The 17257-nt window shown below is 68.9% G+C and carries 21 protein-coding genes; 13 read left to right on the top strand and 8 right to left on the bottom strand.

Going from position 1 to position 17257, the window contains the following annotated elements:
* From RSA25_RS14860 to RSA25_RS14850, 3 genes are all read right to left on the bottom strand, one after another.
* On the bottom strand, positions 1-590 hold a 590-nt coding region (locus RSA25_RS14860; protein WP_332809630.1), incomplete at its 3' end, for a PIG-L family deacetylase.
* Positions 578-1540 (bottom strand): acyl-CoA dehydrogenase, encoded by a 963-nt coding sequence (locus RSA25_RS14855; RefSeq protein WP_332809629.1) that lies wholly within the window; start codon positions 1538-1540, stop codon positions 578-580. The genes RSA25_RS14860 and RSA25_RS14855, both read right to left, overlap by 13 nt.
* A complete protein-coding gene (locus RSA25_RS14850) occupies positions 1540-2703 on the bottom strand; it encodes a zinc-dependent alcohol dehydrogenase (protein WP_332809628.1) in 1164 nt (387 codons plus the stop codon). The genes RSA25_RS14855 and RSA25_RS14850 overlap by 1 nt, the downstream gene beginning before the upstream one ends.
* A 152-nt stretch (positions 2704-2855) precedes the next feature.
* Here RSA25_RS14850 and RSA25_RS14845 point away from each other — a divergent pair, with 152 nt between their 5' ends.
* Positions 2856-3020, top strand: coding sequence for a hypothetical protein (locus tag RSA25_RS14845; RefSeq protein WP_332809627.1), 165 nt, complete (start codon positions 2856-2858; stop codon positions 3018-3020).
* Positions 3021-3089: 69 nt separating this feature from the next.
* On the opposite strand, the gene RSA25_RS14840 is transcribed toward RSA25_RS14845, so the two are convergent.
* The 4 genes from RSA25_RS14840 to RSA25_RS14825 all read right to left on the bottom strand — a co-directional run bounded on the left by RSA25_RS14840 (position 3090) and on the right by RSA25_RS14825 (position 6177).
* On the bottom strand, positions 3090-4151 hold the full coding sequence (locus RSA25_RS14840) for a linear amide C-N hydrolase (protein ID WP_332809626.1): 1062 nt from the start codon (positions 4149-4151) through the stop codon (positions 3090-3092).
* A gap of 24 nt (positions 4152-4175) precedes the next feature.
* The gene (locus RSA25_RS14835; RefSeq protein ID WP_332809625.1) at positions 4176-4484 is read right to left on the bottom strand and encodes a hypothetical protein; all 309 of its coding nucleotides are present in this window, start codon (positions 4482-4484) and stop codon (positions 4176-4178) included.
* Between the two features lie 56 nt (positions 4485-4540).
* A complete protein-coding gene (locus tag RSA25_RS14830; RefSeq protein ID WP_332809624.1) occupies positions 4541-5335 on the bottom strand; it encodes a hypothetical protein in 795 nt (264 codons plus the stop codon).
* A 293-nt stretch (positions 5336-5628) separates the two neighbouring features.
* Entirely contained in the window at positions 5629-6177 is a 549-nt protein-coding gene (locus tag RSA25_RS14825) for an acyloxyacyl hydrolase (RefSeq protein ID WP_332809623.1), read from the bottom strand.
* Between the two features lie 279 nt (positions 6178-6456).
* Between RSA25_RS14825 and RSA25_RS14820 the strand changes: the two genes are divergently transcribed.
* The 11 genes from RSA25_RS14820 to RSA25_RS14770 all read left to right on the top strand — a co-directional run bounded on the left by RSA25_RS14820 (position 6457) and on the right by RSA25_RS14770 (position 13328).
* On the top strand, positions 6457-7983 hold the full coding sequence (locus tag RSA25_RS14820) for a hypothetical protein (RefSeq protein WP_332809622.1): 1527 nt from the start codon (positions 6457-6459) through the stop codon (positions 7981-7983).
* 87 nt (positions 7984-8070) lie between these two features.
* The gene (locus RSA25_RS14815) at positions 8071-9060 is read left to right on the top strand and encodes an NUDIX hydrolase (RefSeq protein WP_332809621.1); all 990 of its coding nucleotides are present in this window, start codon (positions 8071-8073) and stop codon (positions 9058-9060) included.
* Between the two features lie 185 nt (positions 9061-9245).
* A complete protein-coding gene (locus tag RSA25_RS14810; protein ID WP_332809620.1) occupies positions 9246-9536 on the top strand; it encodes a RebB family R body protein in 291 nt (96 codons plus the stop codon).
* A gap of 56 nt (positions 9537-9592) precedes the next feature.
* Positions 9593-9862: a RebB family R body protein gene (locus tag RSA25_RS14805; RefSeq protein ID WP_256774348.1), complete on the top strand. Its 270-nt coding sequence runs from the start codon at positions 9593-9595 to the stop codon at positions 9860-9862.
* A gap of 26 nt (positions 9863-9888) precedes the next feature.
* Positions 9889-10155, top strand: a complete 267-nt coding sequence (locus tag RSA25_RS14800; protein ID WP_332809619.1) for a RebB family R body protein — start codon at positions 9889-9891, stop codon at positions 10153-10155.
* Between the two features lie 60 nt (positions 10156-10215).
* Positions 10216-10488 (top strand): RebB family R body protein, encoded by a 273-nt coding sequence (locus tag RSA25_RS14795; RefSeq protein WP_005416651.1) that lies wholly within the window; start codon positions 10216-10218, stop codon positions 10486-10488.
* 73 nt (positions 10489-10561) lie between these two features.
* Entirely contained in the window at positions 10562-10798 is a 237-nt protein-coding gene (locus RSA25_RS14790; protein WP_332809618.1) for a RebB family R body protein, read from the top strand.
* The gene (locus tag RSA25_RS14785; RefSeq protein WP_332809617.1) at positions 10795-11379 is read left to right on the top strand and encodes a RebB family R body protein; all 585 of its coding nucleotides are present in this window, start codon (positions 10795-10797) and stop codon (positions 11377-11379) included. Before RSA25_RS14790 ends, RSA25_RS14785 begins: the two co-directional genes overlap by 4 nt.
* Positions 11380-11426: 47 nt before the next feature.
* On the top strand, positions 11427-11774 hold the full coding sequence (locus RSA25_RS14780; RefSeq protein ID WP_332809616.1) for a hypothetical protein: 348 nt from the start codon (positions 11427-11429) through the stop codon (positions 11772-11774).
* A 22-nt stretch (positions 11775-11796) separates the two neighbouring features.
* Positions 11797-12861 carry a hypothetical protein gene (locus RSA25_RS14775; RefSeq protein ID WP_332809615.1) on the top strand — a complete coding sequence of 355 codons (1065 nt, stop codon included), beginning with the start codon at positions 11797-11799 and terminating at the stop codon, positions 12859-12861.
* A complete protein-coding gene (locus tag RSA25_RS14770) occupies positions 12858-13328 on the top strand; it encodes a hypothetical protein (protein ID WP_332809614.1) in 471 nt (156 codons plus the stop codon). The genes RSA25_RS14775 and RSA25_RS14770 overlap by 4 nt, the downstream gene beginning before the upstream one ends.
* A 15-nt stretch (positions 13329-13343) precedes the next feature.
* On the opposite strand, the gene RSA25_RS14765 is transcribed toward RSA25_RS14770, so the two are convergent.
* Complete coding sequence (locus tag RSA25_RS14765; RefSeq protein WP_332809613.1) at positions 13344-14858, bottom strand: helix-turn-helix domain-containing protein; 1515 nt, start codon at positions 14856-14858, stop codon at positions 13344-13346.
* An 825-nt stretch (positions 14859-15683) separates the two neighbouring features.
* Between RSA25_RS14765 and RSA25_RS14760 the strand changes: the two genes are divergently transcribed.
* A partial coding sequence (locus RSA25_RS14760) for an SDR family oxidoreductase (RefSeq protein WP_332809612.1) occupies positions 15684-17257 on the top strand: 1574 nt, incomplete at its 3' end.

The following is a 17257-nucleotide window of genomic DNA, read 5'->3' as shown; positions in this document are numbered from 1 at the left end:
GCCCATGGCGCCTCGGCGGCATGCGGGTCCAGCCAATGCCAGGCCCAGACCGGGTATTCCATCGCACGCACGTCGCAACCGCGGGCGGCCGCCCTGGCGGCGCGGCCGGTGGCTTCATGGTCGGGGTGGGCATCGCCAACCCAGGGGGCCAGCAGGAGGTCGCCGGGCCGCAACTGGGTGGCCAGGTGGGCGGCCAACTCGGCTTCATGGCGGGCCACGCTGCCGTCGGGCAGGCCGAGCGGCGTCACATGGGTGGCATCCAGGCCCAGGGTACGCATGGCGTTGGCCAGCTCGTGGCGGCGCGCGGCGCGCAACCGGGCCGCCGGCCACAACGGTTGGTCGGGATAACAGGCTTCGCCGTCGGTCACCGAGACCACGTGCACCGCGATGTCGCTGGCGGCGGCGGCCTGCATCAGCCCACCACAGCCCAGCACCTCGTCATCGGGGTGCGGCGACACCACCACCAGGCGGCGGACGCCGTGCAGGAGCACGCGGGTCTCGGTGGCAGGCAGTTCGGCCAGCCAGCGGCTGCGCTCCCAGTCCGCCTGGAGGCTGCCCTGCCCTTCGATGCGCGGCGCTACAGCGTCCATGGCCCCTCCTCGCCCTGGATGGCGCGCCCCAGCTCGGCCCAGTCTCGGTCGGCGTGGCTTTGCCGGATGAACACGGTAAGGTCGCTCCAGCGGGTGGCGTGCGCGCGGTCCAGGCACATCGGCGCCGGGCCGAGCGCGCGGCCGACGGCATCCAGCACCTGGGTGCAGGCGCGTTCCACCACGCTGCGCACCCGCAGCACATCGGCGCGGTGCGGCTGCGAGGGCATGGCGTCGATCCACGCGGCCAGCTCACGCATCAGGGCAGCCGCCGCCTGCAGTGCCATGTCCACCTGGCCCAGCAGCGCCGCCGTCTGCGCATCGCCGGCAACGCGTGGCGAGCGCTGCAAGGGGGCGGCCAGGGCCACCGCCGCGCCATACCAGCACGCCGCGATGCCGGCGCCGCCGTGCCAGAAGCCGGGCCGCGCCAGGTAGGCACCCGCCTTGCCCACCGGCTCGGCGGGCACGTCGGTGAACGCCACGCTGCCGCTGGGAATGCCGCCCATGCCGGTGGCGTGCCATGTATGCGGGCGCAGCCGGATCCCCGGCGCATCGGCGCGGATGCGCAGCAACTGCCCGCCGTCATCGCTGGCGGCGGTCACCAGTGCCACGTCCACCAAGCCGGCACCGGAGCACCAGGGCTTGGTGCCACTCAGCGTGCCGCTGGCCGCATCAAAACGCAGGGTGGCCTGCGGGCCTTCGGCGGCCCACACCGCGGCCAGCGTATCGGCGTCCAGCGGCGCGGCGTGCAGATCCTCGAGAATGGCCTGGGCGTCGTAGTGCGCTTCCATCACTTTCGCCACGCACAGGTCCTGCGCCGCAATGGCGGCCAGGGCACGCCAGCGTTCCAAGGTGTGGCCGCGCCCGGGCAGCGGCAAAACCGGCTGCCGCGCCAGCACCTCGCGCGCGTCGGCTTCCAGCGCGGGGGCGGCATGATCCGAGAGGCGATCCATCAGGGGGTGAGGATGACCTTGCGGCAATCCTCCTCCTTGCGGTCGAAGATCTCGTAGCCGCGAACCGCGTCTTCGAGCGACAGCCGGTGGGTGATGATGACCCCGGGATCGAGCGCGCCTTCCCCGATGTAATCCAGCAACTCGGGCATCAGGCCCTGCACGTGGGTCTGCCCCATCTTGAAGGTGAGCCCCTTGTCGAAGGCATCGCCCAGCAGGAAGCCATGCAGGTAGCCGGCATACACCCCGGGGATGCTGACCGTGCCGCAGCGCCGCGTGGCGGCGATGCATTGGCGGATCGCCACACCGCTGCTGCCCTCCACCTTCAGGCTGGTCAGTGCCGATTCCAGCGCGCTGCCTTCCGCCTCGAAGCCCACCGCTTCGATGGAGGCATCCACGCCGCGCCCGTTGGTCTGGGTGATGATGTACTGCGCCGGATCCTCGATCTGGCTGAAGTCCACCGGCGTGACACCATAGGTCTGCGCCGCGAAGGCCAGGCGGTAGGCGAGATGGTCGACCATGAAGATGGTCTCGGCGCCCAGCAGGCGGCAGCACGCCGCCGCCATCAGGCCGACCGGCCCCGCGCCGAAGATGGCAACGGTCGATCCGGGTTTGATGCCGGCGTTGAGTGCGGCCTGGTAGCCGGTGGGCAGGATGTCCGAGAGGAACAGCACCTGCTCATCGGGCAATGCATCGGGTACGCGCAGTGGGCCGACATTGGCCTTGGGCACGCGCACATACTCCGCCTGGCCACCGGACACGCCGCCGTACAGGTGGCTGTAGCCGAACAATGCCGCCGGCGGACGGATGCCCTTCTGGTTGAGCGCCGCGCCCTTGCCGGTGTTGGTGGTCTCGCAGGCGGCGTGCTCGGCGAGCTTGCAGTGGAAACACTCGCCGCAGGCAATCACGAACGGCACCACCACACGGTCACCGGGCCGCAGCGTGGTCACGCCGCTGCCCACCGCCTCCACCACGCCCATGAACTCGTGGCCCAGTACGTCGCCGCTGTGCAGGTCGGGGATCTTGCCGCGATAGAGGTGCAGGTCCGAGCCGCAGATGGCGGTGGCGGTGACGCGCAGGATGAGGTCATCGGGGGCGGCCAGCGTGGGGTCGGGCACGGTGTCCACCCGGACGTCCTTGCTGCCGTGGTAGGTCAATGCGCGCATGGGGCGTCCTCCGGAGGGTAGGCCTTACAGATACCCGCCGTGGCGTCCGCTGGCAGTGACCGCCATGTGCGCAGGATGTGCAGCCCGTCCAGACGCGGCGCTCATCACCGCAGGCACACCATGGCGGTTACCCCAGCACGAGGCGTGATGCCATGACCAAGCTCCCTCTCAACCCCCGTGCGGACGTCGCCGACCAGGACAAGGCGCACACGCCCGACAAGCTGCGCAACGACGACGCCCGGTGGAAGGACAAGGACATGCCCGAGGCTGAGCACACCGCCACGCCGGAGGACTACGGACGGCCGCAAAAGCCCTGAAATGGAGCGCCCGTTTGATCGTGGCAGCGTGTGCCGGCGCGCACGCTGCCCGATATTCCTCCGTCGCCCTCAGATCCCCAGGAACTTGAACGGCGTGGCCGGCTTGAACTGCCCGCTCACTTCACCGTCAAACGTGTTCCGCTGGTCCTTGCCCAGGTCGAGGTTGAGCACCTTGCCGGTGCCGGCATCGAAATCGAGCCGCTTGAGGTCCACCCAGAAGGTATTGGGGGTGAGCGCGGATTCGAAGAAGTACAGCAGGCGCCCCTGGTCGGCCACGGTGCGCCAGCGGGTGGACGAGATGTTGGGCTCGTTCTCGGTCACGATACCGAACGGCACCGAGGCGTTGCGGATCACGCTGAACACGCTGGCCACGGCCAGGTTGGGGTCCTCGTGCTTGGGGATGGCGTTGATGTAGAACGAGGCCCGCGCGAAACGATCGGCCGAGCGGTTGGTGCCCGGCAGCATGACGGTGCCGCCGATCTGCTTCCAATAGGCGTTCAACGCCAGCTGCTCATCGAAGGTGGGCGAGTTGGTCATCACCTGGTACTGGCGGCCGTGGTGGATCACCAGCTTGCCCTTGACGTACTCCACGATGGCGCTGTCGCCGCTGGCATCGGACATGGACAGGTGCAGCGTGGCCAGGCGCTTCTGCCCGGGCACGTTGTCGGTGACCACGATGAAGGGTTCCTTGGCCAGCGCCGTCACCGCTTCCTCCACGGTGGCGTAGTTGTCCAGCACGTACTGCGCCCATGCCGCCAGCGACAGCGCCGGCTTGTCCTTGCGGTAGGTGGGGTACTGGGTTTCCACCAGCCACAGCAGCTGCGCGGTAAGGCCCTTTTCGTTCATGCCATCGGTGCTGGAGATGTCATACCCCGAGGCGATCACGCTGCCGTAGCGCGACGTCCAGTGCACGGTGTTCGGGCCGCCCTCCCCGCTGCGCTGCATCCCCCGCGGGAACACCCACAGGTTGGTGGCGATGTCATCGCTCCAGTCCATCGAACGCGCGGTGATGACTTCCCCCTTGTCGCCCAGATACACGGCGCGGGTACAGGCGATCGCCGTGGGCGCCACCGCCCCACTCACTGCCAACGCGGCCAGCGCCGCCATGCATCCCCAACCGAGCTTGTTCATCTGTGACTCCAAAGGGTGGTCATTTCAGGGCTGATGGGTCGATGCATCAGCAGGCTTCCTGCGCGGCCATTTGATCCACGCCTCGCAGACAAACGACAGGGTGAGCACGGCGGTGGACAGCGCCGCCAGCACCTGGAACCACTGGTTGTCCAACACCCGGTCCACCAGGTCGTTCTCGGACAGCTGCACGCGCAGCATGCGTATTTCATACGCCACGGCATCGGTCGGCCGCTTGCTGTGATCGGCCTCCAGGCGCGCCTGCACCTGCGCCACGCGTGCCCTCGCCTCCTGTGCGCCGCGGTATTCGGACACACCGACCACGATGCTGGTCACCAGCGCCAGCAGCAGGCCGAGGGCGCGCAGCAGCGGGGGGAGATGGTCGCGCGGGCTCAGAACTGGTACTCCACGCCAAGGCCCGGGCCGCGCATGGCGGTATCGAAGGCAAAGCCGCCGCGTGTCTTGAAATCAGTGGACATCCAGCGGTAGCCCAGCAGCACCGCCCAGCGCGCATCGATCCGGTAGCCGGTCAGCAGCATCACGTCGGTGGAGAGGTTGGACTCGCCGGCACCGGCCAGCGCCCAACCGCCGACGAAGGTGCCGTTGGCGAACGCGTGGCGGCCCTTTAGGCCGATCTGCAGGTCGGCCCAGGTGCGGCGCTGCTCGCCGTTGTAGCGCTGCGGAATCGGCGGTGGCACCGGCACGGGGATGGCGTAGGCCATCCGCACGCGCGCCTGCCAGACCCGCACGCCGGCGATGAGGTCCAGGTTGCCGGTGTCGCTCTCGCGTAGGCCGTAACGGAAGGCCAGCAGGCCACTGGCCACGCGGGTCTTGAGCAGCACCGGCAGGCGCGCGCCGGCAATCGGCGCCTCCAGGGTCGTGGCCAGCTTGGTGAACTGGCCGTCGGCCACCACGCCGTAACGCCCCTTGCGCGCTTCCAGCAGCCCCATCGCGCCCACGTCCAGCTCATCCAGCGCGTCGCTGAAACGTTTGGAGGAATGCAGCTCGAACGGCAGCCACTCGTGGCCGAAGGTGCCATCGGTGGCCGTGCCCCATACGTACGGCGTCAGGCGGAAGCTCCAGCGATCCTCGTCGCCGTGATCGTCAGCGACGGCCTGTGCCTGCGCATGCGCCGCAGCGCCCATGCCAGCCAGTGCAAGCAACCCGACGCCAAGAAAGCGTGCCATCAAGAAGCTCTCCCCCGGAGAAGACTGCAGGACGCAACAGCAATACAACCAGAATGAGGAGATCCGGCGTGAAAGCAGCGTCAACAGCGGCTCACCCCGCCGGACGGGCGCCGGCCCAGTGCGATGATGGCGCGCTCACAGGGCGCGTGCCCTCTGTGGCGCGCGGCTACACGACGAGGGAAAACCGGGCCTTCGCGGGCGGTCGCCAGATCCACGTCTGACCGCTGCGCCCAAACAACAACGGCAGGCCGTTGTACCGGCCTGCCGTCGCTACATCGCAATGCTGCCTGCGATCAGAAGCGGAATTCGCCACCCACGCTGACGGTGTCCACGTCCACGTCCACACCGCTGAAATCGGCGCGGCGACGGTCGTAGTTCAGGCTCAGGCCCCAGCGACGGTTGAAGTCGTAGCCCACGTTGACGCCGTAATACGGCTTGGTCGAGCTCTCGTCATCGACCACGTCGAAGGTGTCTTCGCGCACCTGCGCGGTCATGCGCGCGATGCCGGCGCGCGCGCCGATGAAGAAGCCGGTGTTGTCGGCGCCGAAGTTCTTCTTTACCACCACGCCAGCGCCGATGGACACCAGGTCCAGTTCCTCGTCGTAGCCGAGGTCCTTGTTGTACAGCGAACCGACGTGGCCTTCGACGCCGATGTTCGGGGTGAACCAGTAGCCACCGCCGACCACGCCGGAGGTGTCCGATTCGCTGCCACGGAAACCGTCATAGCGCACTTCGGTATCGCTGCTGCCGAGTTCGGCGCGCAGGAAGGCCTGGCCGGCCATGGCATCGGCGGACAGGGTGGCCAGCGCAAGCGCGGCGGCGAGGGTCAGGGACGTCTTCATTCAGATCCTTCCAAAAAGTAGGTTGCCCCTCTGGGCGGCGCTACTCTGCGACCTATTCATGTTTGTGTCAATTTCGTTAAACCGGCCCTTGCCGCGGTGCGCGAGGCAAACCGATCACTGCCACGCCGCCCGCGATCATCGTTTCCCCCGCATTGCCGCACATCGCCGCATCCGCACCGCATTGCGCGTCGTTTCCGCCGATTCCTGCAGGGCGTCCGGTTCCTAGCATCACCGTGAAGCGCGGCCACCCAGGTCGCGCGCCCACGCAGGGGTGCAGTCATGCCGGTCATCTACCAGAACACAGCGCTCGGCTGGGACGTCCTTCCCGCGCCGCACGACAACCAGCCGGTGCCCGGCCTGGTCATCGGCAAGGGCGGTGAGTCCATCGCCGACAACACCTACGGCATCGAGATCGAGTTCTGCACCCACGACAGCGTGGTGTTCCAGTTCACGCACGTGGAGGCGGCCAGTTTCCACTTTGACGCCGGTGCGCCGTGGAAGCTGGAATCCGATTCGGACAACATCTTCGAACTGGTCAGCCCGCCCCTGACCTTCGACACCATCGGCCACGCCTACGACTTCAAGGCGCTGCTGGTGGCCGCCCTGCTCAAGTCCATCCGCGAGGCGATGACCGCCGGCATCAACGCCATCCCCTTCGCGCAGTGGGCCGATGGTTTCGGCCTTGTCCTGCTGGGCCTGATCCGCAGCCAGATCCAGGCCGGCCTGCTGCACATGCCCTTGCCCACGACGGGGCAGATGCACTGGAGCACCTGGCAGGCGGTGGGCAATGAGCTGGTGGTGGCCAACGTGGACGATGGCATCAACATTCCCGCCGCCCGTCTCCTGCACCTGCAGCACCAGGACGACTGGGAGGCGTACACGCAGCGCATCATCCTGGCCAGATGCAGCAAGTTCTGGTCGGAGGGGTACGCCTCGCAGATGAACCTGCCGATGAGCTTGAACGGCTACTTCCTGTACATGCTGCGCAAGACGCACGACCGGGTGTACAGCGCCAGGATCGTCGCGCGCGAAAAGCTGGTCGATGCGCGCGACAACCGCAAGCTCAATGCCTGGTACTGGCGCCATGTGGTGCTGCGCGCATGGTGCGCCTACCTGATCACGATGGGCGCAAATCCCGGCGCCGACCACCTGCTGCAGGGCGGCGACCTGGCCAAATCCGCGCTGCTCTATCTGGTGGCCGGCAAGGTCCTGACCGGCGCGATGGCCGAGCTGGGTGAAGCACCGCAGATGGCGATGCAGGTGGCGGCCTGGAACGCCAGCTCCACCAGTGCCATCGAGGCCGACGACCCCAAGGTGGCCAACAAGGCCTGGGCGCCCTACCACAGCGCGCTCAAGGACCTGACCGGGCTGTGGCTGAAAGCCTCGTTGCTGGACGTGATGCGCACCCAGGATGCCGCCACGTATCGCTGGGCCGTGGAACACCTGCCGGCGGCCCTGATGCGGACGGACGTGTGGGAGTTCGCCCTGATGCAATGGGACATCCTCGACCAGCTGGCATCGTTGCGCAGCAAGCTGGACTGGGACGACCTGGATGACTTCAGCGACCGCGCCTTCCGCGCCGTGCTCTGCAGCAAGGCCCAGGAAGTGGCCGTCAGCCTGGCCCATGCGCTGCGCCAGATGAACCCGGCGGTGCAGGGGCTGCCGGACCTGCCCGCTCCCGACCAGCGCCCGTTCCTGCAGCGCGCCGGGGTGCCGATGTGGGAAGCACGCTACGACACGCTCTACCCGCCGATCCTCGTGCCCGGCCAGCCGGCCCGCTATCTGGTCGAGCATCGCAACAACTGATGCCGATCCCCTCGCCCGCCCTCCAGGGCCCTGGTTTGCCTGGGCCATGGAGGGCGTTTTCGTTGTTCCGTTCAATGGAGGTGTGTGATGACACAGGTATACGTGACGATCCGTTCCGGCGATCAGTTCCTGATCGCCCGCAAGCAGGTGACCAATGCATGGTGGAGCAGCACGGCTGCGGCGGTGCTGCTGACCGAGGCCGCGTCAAAACTGGTCACGCTGATCAACGTGGCGCCGGGCACGGCGGTCAGCGGCCCCGACCTGGCCACCTGTACCGGCCTGCTGAAGAGCGCGGCGGTGGCGGCCGTATCGGCATGGAGCAACCGCCGCACCACCCCGGCAGAGGTGACGGCACGCACGGCGGTCCAGCGTGCCAGCACCGAAGTCACCAGTGCGGTGGAGTTCGGGTTGGCCGCGCTGCAGGGGGCGTTGCCCGCGGTGCTCAGCGCGATCGACGCGGTCGCGGCGGTCGGCGTTGCGCGCCCGTCCCTCGCCCCGCCCACGGCGCCGTGGGTGCCGGTGGCCACGCCGCCGGTGACCGCCTGGCCGGACACCACGCTGCAGGCCCGCGTCGATGCGGCGATGGTTGCCGTCCAGACCTGGGCAACCGCTCAGGCAGCGGTGGTGGTGAACCAGGCATGGCAATGGGCGCTGCCGGGCGGCGGCAAATCCGATACCGAAACCGCCGACGCCGCCGCGCGCCGGGAATTCATGGAAGAAACCGGCTTCGTGCTCGATGCGGGCTTCGTGCGCAGTTTCAGCCAGGAATTCAGCCAGGCGCCCAACCGGGTCGACTTCATCCTGTTCTGCTTCGAGGTGCCCGCCGACGTCACCCTGGCCGACATGGCAGCGGTGATCAACCAGAACCTGGCCGCGCGCAGCACCTGGCTCGGCCGCCCGGTCGGCTCCGGCGTGGTGGACTGGGAATTGAACAGCGTATCCCTCCTGGCCAAGGACCAGCTCACCACCCAGCTGGGCATGGCCCAGCCGGTCACCCTGCCCGGGACGCCGCGTCCGGAAAGCCAATCCATCGACTGGTACCTGCGCATGGCCCAGTACATCCAGACCCAGCCCTGAGCGCGGCGGATACGGCGAAACAGACGAATCGCCTTCACGCCAATCCCGCCGCATTCTCCGTCGATTCCGCCGATCCGCCACACCGCCCCGCGCCTATTCTGGATCCACGGTGACAGGGCAGCAGTTCCCCGCGGTGCACCGTGACATTGGATCCAGGCACTTCCACCTTTCCACAGGAGCAGGACATGGCATTTCCAACCGCGGTAAACGACCAGATCACCGATTCGGTCACCCAGGTCAACACCAAGGTGCTCGGTGACGCGCCGGCCATCGCCGTGGGCAACCTCTACCAGGCCACGGCGCAGGCCCTGGCCAACGCCGCCCACAACGCCACCAACGCCCAGCAGCAGTCCTATGTGACCGCGCAGTCGGCCACCACCATGGGCGTGGCCACCCTGTACTCGATCGATACGGCCACCACGGCCGTGGCCACCAAGGAAGTCTTCAGCTCCCGCGTGCGCGGGCTGGGTTCCTGATCCGCATCGTCCGCATCGTCCGCTGTTGACCCCTCGCCACCCTCAAGGAGCACCACATGGCATTCCCGACGTCCGTCAACGACCAGATCACCGATTCGGTCACCCAGGCCAACACCAAGGTGCTGGGCGATGCGCCGGCCATCGCAATGGGCAACCTGTACCAGGCCACCGCGCAGGCGCTGGCCAACGCGGCCCACAACGCCACCAACGCGCAGCAGCAGTCCTACGTGACCGCGCAGGCGGCCACCACGATGGGCGTGGCCACCCTGTATTCGATCGACACGGCCACCACCGGCGTGGCCACCAAGCAGATCCTCGGCGCCTGATGCGCCACCTGGCAAGGAGCTGACCCATGGCATTCCCGACCGCCGTCAACGACCAGGTCACCGACTCGGTCACCCAGGCCAACCTGCAGGTGCTGGGCGTTGCCCCGGCCACGGCGATGGGCAGCCTGTACCAGGCCACGGCCCAGGCCCTGGCCAACGCGGCCCACAACGCCACGCTGGCCCAGCAGCAGATGTATGTCACCGCGCAAGCGGCCACCACCATGGGCGTTTCACTGCTTTACGCCGTCGATACCGGCGCCACCGGCGCCGCCACCCGGAAGATTCTCGGCTGATCCCATTGAAGGCCGCCAGTCTTCGTTTCCCTTGCTTCGTCCATCCAAGGAGTCTCCAGCATGGCATTCCCAACCGCCGTCAACAGCCAGATCACCGATTCGGTGTCCCAGGTCAACACCAAGGTCCTCGGTGATGCCCCGGCCATCGCCATGGGCAACCTGTTCGTGGCCACCAGCCAGGCGCTCTCCAACGCCGCGCACAACGCCACCAACAACCAGCAGCAGTCCTACGTGACCATGCAGGCCTCGACCACCCAGGGCGTGTCGACGCTGTATGCGATCGACACCGCCTCCAACGGCGTGGCCACCCGCGAAATCCTGGGTCTGCGCTGACGTGTCGGTCCGGCGTGACGCGCCTCGCCGGGTTGCCCCCCTTCCCGGTGGCGTCACGTCGGACCCCTGATCCATGGCCAGCCCGCCTGCCATCGCCCAGCTGCTGGATACCACCAGCGCCGAATCGGCCATGGCCGTCGCGCTCGCCCCCGCATTCGCGATGTCGGCCACCTACCTTGCGATGGCCGACTCACTGGGCCTGGCGATGCAGAACGCCGTGGCCAACCAGCAGCGCGGCCAGGTCACCGCCGGCGCGAGCCTGGCCCAGGTGCTGGCCCTGATCATCCAGAAGGGAGCCGTTCCATCATGATCACCGACAACACCGTCAACAGCCAGCTGGTGGACAGCGTGAGCACGCTGTCCGCCCTGACCACCGGCCAGGCCGCCGCGCAGGCCTTCGGCATGCTCGATGTGGTCATGCTGGAAACGCTGGGCACGGCCATGCACAACGCGGTCAACCGCCAGCAGGGCGCCGGCATGGTCAGCGCCGCGGCGGTCACCGCCACCTGCGCCAAGATGATCAACGCGCCGTTCCCCGTACCGCCACCGCCCCCAGCGCCGGTGCCCCCGCCGCCGCCGCACGTCCTCCCGCTTCCCGGCCCGCTGCCGGTGCCGCCGTCCCCGGCGGCGCTGATTGCCGCGGCCACCAACGAAGGCAAGACCGCCATCGGCATCCTGCAGGCACAGACCCACGGTGCCAGCGCCGATGCAGCGGCCGCCGCTGCCGACCTGCAGATGCTCCAGCAGCTTGCAGGTGGCACGCCGGCGCCCGCGCCCGGTCCCGCGCCCGACCTCGCGCCCGGTCCGGACCCGGGCGCCGGTCCCGCCCCGGACCCCGCGCTCCCCTCCGCCACCGGCGCCGATCCGGGCGACGGTGATGCCCACCGCTGACGCGCCACCCCCGGCGCGGCCCTGCACATGCCCTTGAAGGAACCCTTATGGACCCGAGCAACGTCAACGCCCAGGCCATCGATGTCATCAACCAGGTGCAGACCGCCACCATGAGCCCGCAGGTGGTGCTCACCAGCGGTGCCGGCAAGGCCTACCAGTCGGTGGCCCAGTCGGCGGCCATCGCCGTGCAGGACGCCGCCGACGCGCTGCGCAACGTCTCCACCATCGCCACCACCGCCGCCGGCGTGGCCATGGCCCAGTACCTGGCCACGGGCGATGAAAAGTATGCAAAAGTGCTCAACCAGGCGCAGTCGATGATGCAGGGCGCCACCGACGACTTCAGTCGCGTCGGCACGGCCGCTGCAACGGTACTCAAAGGATTTCCGGCCGGTTGAGGCCAATTAAGGAGAACTGCAGATGAGTCTGTTCATTGCCGGTCGTTCCATTCCCCACGCAGGTCTGCTGAGCGCCTTGTGCCGACAGGTACTGGCGCTGATCGATGGCGGCCCCCAGTGGCTGCAGTGGGCCATCGACGCCCATGAACACCGCTACCATTTCACCGACGAAAGCATGCTCCTGGACGGGGTGCAGCAGGGCCTGCACGGGGCGCGCCTGATGTGGCTGCCCAGCGTTGGCCTGCAGGTGGGGCCGATCAAACTGCTCAGCCTTGGTGCGGAGCACGTCGATGCGCTGTACCGGCTCGAGCACGGTGAACACGGCAGCCTCCTGTCCGACCACGTCGCGCGCCTGCTGGCCACGCACGCGCTGGTGACCAACGCGCAGATGCAGGCCTGTCGCCCGTTCCTGGCCAGCATCGGCGCGGCCGATGCGCCATTGCTGCAGCAGCTGGATTTCCGCGATGCGCTGGCGGTGTACCGGCTGGCTCACGAACACGGCGCGTCGCCGGATGCCGCGCGCGCCGAAGCGGCCAGCTTCGCGCTGCAGCAGGCGCGCCGCCCCACCGAATTCTGCGATTACTACCGCTTCTACCTGCAGGCCACCCACGCCGGCAGCAGCGTGGAACTCCGCCACGAGCGGGCCGCGCATACGCTGCAGACGCTGTTGCCGATGCTGCTGGGTGCGCTGGATGGCCCGCAGCTGCCGCAGCTGCCGTCGCCGGACGAGGTGCGCAACGCCATCGGCCAGACCCTGGCCTCGGGCCGGCAGGTCGGCTACGCACGCATCTCCCTGGCCGCCCAGCAATGCGGGTTGGCGCTGCACGGCCAGGCGCTGGACCACGAGTTCATCCGCGACGCCGCTCGCCGGCACATGCGCGAGGCCCAGGCGTTCCTCAACGACCATCCGGTCCATCGCGGCCTGCTGGGCCAGGATGGGGCCAGCGTCGACTTCCCGATCGAAGCGTCCTCGCAGCGCGCGCTGGTGCGCGTGGAGGACAACGTGATCACCCTGGCGCAATACGGTCGGCTGCTCGGCTACGGCGGCAACGAAGCCGAGGTCGGCTACCAGGCCAGTCAGGCGTGACGGCCGGGGCCGCGCTGCCGCCCAGGCAGGACGGCGGCGCCGAACCCCTGGCCGACGCGGTGCGGGCAGCGCTGGATGCCGACCGGCAGGCGGCGCGCGCCCACGCCGACCAGATCCTGGCCGATGCACACGCGGCGCTGCGCCGCATGCTGGCGGCCCGCAGCGGCGGGTCGCCTTCCCACACCCCAGACGGTGCTCAGCCGATGCCTTTCCCGACCCCGCTTCCCCCGCTGCCGGATGGCGGCCATCCCCACGGCAAGACTCCGATGGAGATCGCCCAGGAACTGGCCGATGCGGCCATGGCCGCCAGCGAAGCCGGCATCCGCGCCGCCATGGAGGCCTCCCAACGGGCCATCGAGGCGGCCACTGAAGCCGCCCGACAGGCCGATGCCGCCGCGGAAGCGGCCGTGCGCCGTGCGGCCGAAGCCAATGGCAACGACGACGGCTACTGCGACGGGCACCGTTAAGCGCGCCGGCGCACGTCAGTCTTCCGGCGTGCGTCGGTAGTTGCGGGGGCTCACCCCCACCACGCGCCGGAAGCTCTTCTCGAAGTGGCTCAGGTCACCAAAGCCGACCTGCAACGCCACATCGGTGATGCGCAGCCGCTGCCCGCTGCGCAGCAGCAGCTTGGCGTGCTCGATGCGCAACTGCTGCAACAGCGGCTTGAAGGTGGTGCCCAGTTCGCTGCGGAACAGGAAGCCCAGGTGCGACTGGCTCACGTGCGCCTGGCGGGCCAGGTCGCCCAGGGTCAACGGCTCGGCGGCATGGTCCTTGAGATAGGCAAGCGCGCGCTTGAGGCCCTCGTGCAGGCCGTCATGCACGCCGCCATGCAGGCGGTCCTGCGCGACGGGCGCGGGGGTGTCGCGGTCGGTCGGCGTCGGCTCGCCCGCGTCCAGTGACGCGACGGTCGCCGCAGCGCCCACGACATCGCCCGCATCGCAGGCCTCGGCCGCCTCGACCGCCCAGCACAAACTGGGCGCGTGCAAGGCAACGTCCTCGCGGCGGATCGGCCGGCCCGCCGCCATCACCGCCAGGCGCACCACCACCCGCTCCATCTCCAGCAGGTTGCCGGGCCAGTCGTGCCGCTGCAGGGTCTCCAGCAGTTCGGCGCTGATCAGTTGCGGGTTGAGCCCATGCAGTTCCAGCGAGCGCGCGGCCAGCGCGCCGATGTCGCCGGGGCGCTCGCGCAGCGGCGGAATGTCCACGGTGAGAAACTCCAGCCCGGCCAGCAGCGCGCGCGAGAACTGCCGCTCGCGTACGCGCTGCTCCAGGTCGGCACTGGTCGAGGCGATCACCCGCGTGCGTCCGGTCGGCGGGTCATCGGCCGGCGCGCCCTGCAGCCCCAGGATGCGATGCGGAAGCTGGCCCTGCAGGGCCACCGGCAACTCGTCCACCTCGTGGAAGTACAGCGTGCCGCCCTGCGCGCGTGCGAACCAGTCCGCCGGCTCGCCCTGCGGATGGGCGCAGTTGACCTCCACGAACGGCCCCTGGCGCTGTGGGCCGCAGCTGTGCAGCGCGGCCGCCAGTTCCACCTTCTCGGTGCCGAACTCACCGCGCACCAGCACCGGCAGGCGACTGGCCGCGGCGCGCTCGACAAAGCCCTCGATGTGCTTGAGCGCCTCGCACGCCCCGACCAGCAGCAACGGCCGGCTGAGCACGGTCTCGGCCCATGCCTTGGTGTCGTAGCGTTTGATCAGCTGCGCACAGCGATGCGCGAACAGTTCCCCCAATGCCAGCGCCGTGCTGTTGAGCAGGCCACCTTCCCCCTCCACGTGCAGCTCGCCCAACAGTTCTTCGCCATAGCGGATCGGAAACCGCTGCGGGGCCAGCGCCTGCCGTTCGCTCGCGCCGGCCGGCACCGCGATGTGGCCGTCGGCCGCGATCCCGCGCAATCGCACGCGCCCACCGCGCAGTGCCTGGTGATGGGAGAACTCTTCGACGAACGCGCCCAGCAACTCGGGCAGGGACGGATACGGACGATATGCGCGCTGCAGCATTTCACTGACTTGCCTGTGCATTGAAACTCCCTCTGGGTTGGCAACCCGGCGTGATCACGCCGGGCGATCGGGCGATGGCCACCGCGACGCCATCGCTGGATGCAGCGACGTCCACGCGGCACCCCGCCCCCCCGGCGCGCTGTGTTGCCCTGTCTGGACACCCACCGCCCTTCTCCCCGGGCAGGTGCCGGCAGAGTCCCCAGGCGGTGATGGTGGACATCGGTGATGCCCCGACAGGGCCATAGTCGAAGTGATCTGGCGGTGATGTGCGCGCGCGGTGCGAGGCAGCGGAAAACCGGCGCGACGATTCGCGGGCGCCGATCGCGCGCCGAGAGGTGTGAATGTGTGGCGCAGCTCTCAGTTGCTCGTCAACATTCCGTCGCCACACTGCAAAGCGAGGTGCGAAGGCGAGGCCGCGCAGTGTCGCCGACGGCAACCGTTTGAGCGGCACGCCGCGCCCGGCGCTGCACTGCAACGCGGTATCTGCGCAGCGCGAGGCCTTACCGCGACGCCCGGCCGTGGGCTACCCGTGGCCGTCGTCCGTTCCCTCTCCCGCCCCTGGCGTGACGCATCACGCCGGTCCGCCCGCGATCGTGCCAGCCGACCCGTTCAACCTGAACGACCGCGCCGTTGCGCCCGCCGCCTGCCGCGCGCGGCCTGCCGCGCAGGGCCTGCGCGCCCTCGCCCGGCCCGATTGGCGCCAAGCCCCCCGGATCGGGGACAATGGCGCCCGACCGCCCGCCGGTCCACCCCTGCATGGACCCGCATCGAGGCGGTCACCGCTCTGCCGTCCCGCCGTCTTCCCGCCGCTGCTCCGGAAATGATTTGAACGCCATCGCCACTCCCGTCGACGCCGACGACCTGCCCCTGACCGACCGCCTGCGCGCCGCACTGGACCTGCTGGAGGCGATCGAGGCCGACCGCAGCGTGCTGGACACCCTGCCCGAGGCCGACCGTGCGCGCCTGCACCAGGTGGTCGCCAAGGTCTACCACCCCGAGCCCAAGGCGCGCCGGGCGATGCTCAAGCAGCAGGCCAAGCAGCGCCACCAGGAAAAGGTGCGCAAGGCCGAGGCGCTGCTCGAGCAGACCGGCATCCGCACCCTGCGGCGCAAGCCGGTGTTCAGCACGCCCAACTACTTCCCGCCGCATGCCGCCGGCCTGCACGACGCGCGCAACGGCGAGGGCGAAGCCGCCGCCGAGCCGGTGCACTCCCCGGAGCTGCGCCACTGTTATGTGTGCAAGCAGAAGTTCACCCAGCTGCATCACTTCTACGACCAGATGTGCCCGGCCTGCGCCGCGCTCAACTTCACCAAGCGCACCGAGACCGCCGACCTGCGCGGCCGCGTGGCGCTGCTGACCGGCGGCCGGGTCAAGATCGGCTACCAGGCCGGGTTGAAGCTGCTGCGCGCAGGCGCCGAACTGATCGTGACCACGCGCTTCCCGCGCGATTCGGCCGCCCGTTATGCCGAAGAGCCGGATTTCGCCGAGTGGGGCCACCGCCTGCAGGTCTACGGCCTGGACCTTCGCCACACGCCCAGCGTGGAGGCCTTCTGCAGCCAGTTGCTGGCCACCCGCACGCGGCTGGATTTCATCATCAACAACGCCTGCCAGACCGTGCGCCGGCCGCCGCAGTTCTACGCGCACATGATGGCGGGTGAAACCGCCGCGCTGCACGAGCTGCCCGAGACCGTGCGCAGGTTGGTGGGCCATTACGAAGGCCTGCGCAGCCCCGAGCTGCTCAGCGACGCCTCGGCGATCGCGCTGCCCTCGGTGCAGGACCGTGGCCTGAATGGTGCCGATGGCCTCACCCGCGCCGCCGAGCTGTCGCAGGTGGCGTTGCTGGAGGATGAGCTGGTGGGCCAGCAGCACCTGTTCCCCGACGGCCGCCTGGACCAGGACCTGCAGCAGGTGGACCTGCGCGGGCGCAACTCCTGGCGCCTGCTGATGGCCGAGGTGCCCTCGGTGGAACTGCTGGAAACCCAGCTGGTCAACGCCATCGCACCGTTCATCATCAATGCGCGCCTGAAGCCGCTGATGCTGGCCACCCCCGAGCGCGACAAGCACATCGTCAACGTGTCGGCGATGGAGGGGCAGTTCTACCGCAACTTCAAGACCACCCGCCACCCGCATACCAACATGGCCAAGGCCGCGTTGAACATGATGACGCGCACCTCGGCGGCCGATTACCAGAACGACGGCATCCACATGAACAGCGTGGATACCGGCTGGGTGACCGACGAAGATCCGGCAGGCCTGGCAGCCCGCAAGGTGCAGGAAGAACGCTTCCACCCGCCGTTGGACATCGTGGACGGCGCCGCGCGCATCGTCGATCCGATCATCCATGGCTTCAACACGGGCGAGCACGTGTGGGGCCAGTTCCTGAAGGACTACGCCCCCAC

The organism is Stenotrophomonas sp. (assembly GCF_036662295.1).
In the GTDB taxonomy this organism is placed as follows: Bacteria; Pseudomonadota; Gammaproteobacteria; order Xanthomonadales; family Xanthomonadaceae; genus Stenotrophomonas.
This window is presented reverse-complemented; position numbering and strand designations above follow the sequence as displayed.

Excerpts from the sequence above, each read along its gene's own strand:
- RSA25_RS14825 (WP_332809623.1), bottom strand. The coding sequence starts at position 6,177 with ATGAAGACGTCCCTGACCCTCGCCGCCGCGCTTGCGCTGGCCACCCTG.
- RSA25_RS14840 (WP_332809626.1), bottom strand. The coding sequence starts at position 4,151 with ATGAACAAGCTCGGTTGGGGATGCATGGCGGCGCTGGCCGCGTTGGCA.
- RSA25_RS14855 (WP_332809629.1), bottom strand. The coding sequence starts at position 1,540 with ATGGATCGCCTCTCGGATCATGCCGCCCCCGCGCTGGAAGCCGACGCG.
- RSA25_RS14850 (WP_332809628.1), bottom strand. The coding sequence starts at position 2,703 with ATGCGCGCATTGACCTACCACGGCAGCAAGGACGTCCGGGTGGACACC.
- RSA25_RS14805 (WP_256774348.1), top strand. The coding sequence starts at position 9,593 with ATGGCATTCCCGACGTCCGTCAACGACCAGATCACCGATTCGGTCACC.
- RSA25_RS14765 (WP_332809613.1), bottom strand. The coding sequence starts at position 14,858 with ATGCTGCAGCGCGCATATCGTCCGTATCCGTCCCTGCCCGAGTTGCTG.
- RSA25_RS14810 (WP_332809620.1), top strand. The coding sequence starts at position 9,246 with ATGGCATTTCCAACCGCGGTAAACGACCAGATCACCGATTCGGTCACC.
- RSA25_RS14845 (WP_332809627.1), top strand. The coding sequence starts at position 2,856 with ATGACCAAGCTCCCTCTCAACCCCCGTGCGGACGTCGCCGACCAGGAC.
- RSA25_RS14800 (WP_332809619.1), top strand. The coding sequence starts at position 9,889 with ATGGCATTCCCGACCGCCGTCAACGACCAGGTCACCGACTCGGTCACC.
- RSA25_RS14785 (WP_332809617.1), top strand. The coding sequence starts at position 10,795 with ATGATCACCGACAACACCGTCAACAGCCAGCTGGTGGACAGCGTGAGC.
- RSA25_RS14775 (WP_332809615.1), top strand. The coding sequence starts at position 11,797 with ATGAGTCTGTTCATTGCCGGTCGTTCCATTCCCCACGCAGGTCTGCTG.
- RSA25_RS14815 (WP_332809621.1), top strand. The coding sequence starts at position 8,071 with ATGACACAGGTATACGTGACGATCCGTTCCGGCGATCAGTTCCTGATC.
- RSA25_RS14780 (WP_332809616.1), top strand. The coding sequence starts at position 11,427 with ATGGACCCGAGCAACGTCAACGCCCAGGCCATCGATGTCATCAACCAG.
- RSA25_RS14795 (WP_005416651.1), top strand. The coding sequence starts at position 10,216 with ATGGCATTCCCAACCGCCGTCAACAGCCAGATCACCGATTCGGTGTCC.
- RSA25_RS14830 (WP_332809624.1), bottom strand. The coding sequence starts at position 5,335 with ATGGCACGCTTTCTTGGCGTCGGGTTGCTTGCACTGGCTGGCATGGGC.
- RSA25_RS14790 (WP_332809618.1), top strand. The coding sequence starts at position 10,562 with ATGGCCAGCCCGCCTGCCATCGCCCAGCTGCTGGATACCACCAGCGCC.
- RSA25_RS14820 (WP_332809622.1), top strand. The coding sequence starts at position 6,457 with ATGCCGGTCATCTACCAGAACACAGCGCTCGGCTGGGACGTCCTTCCC.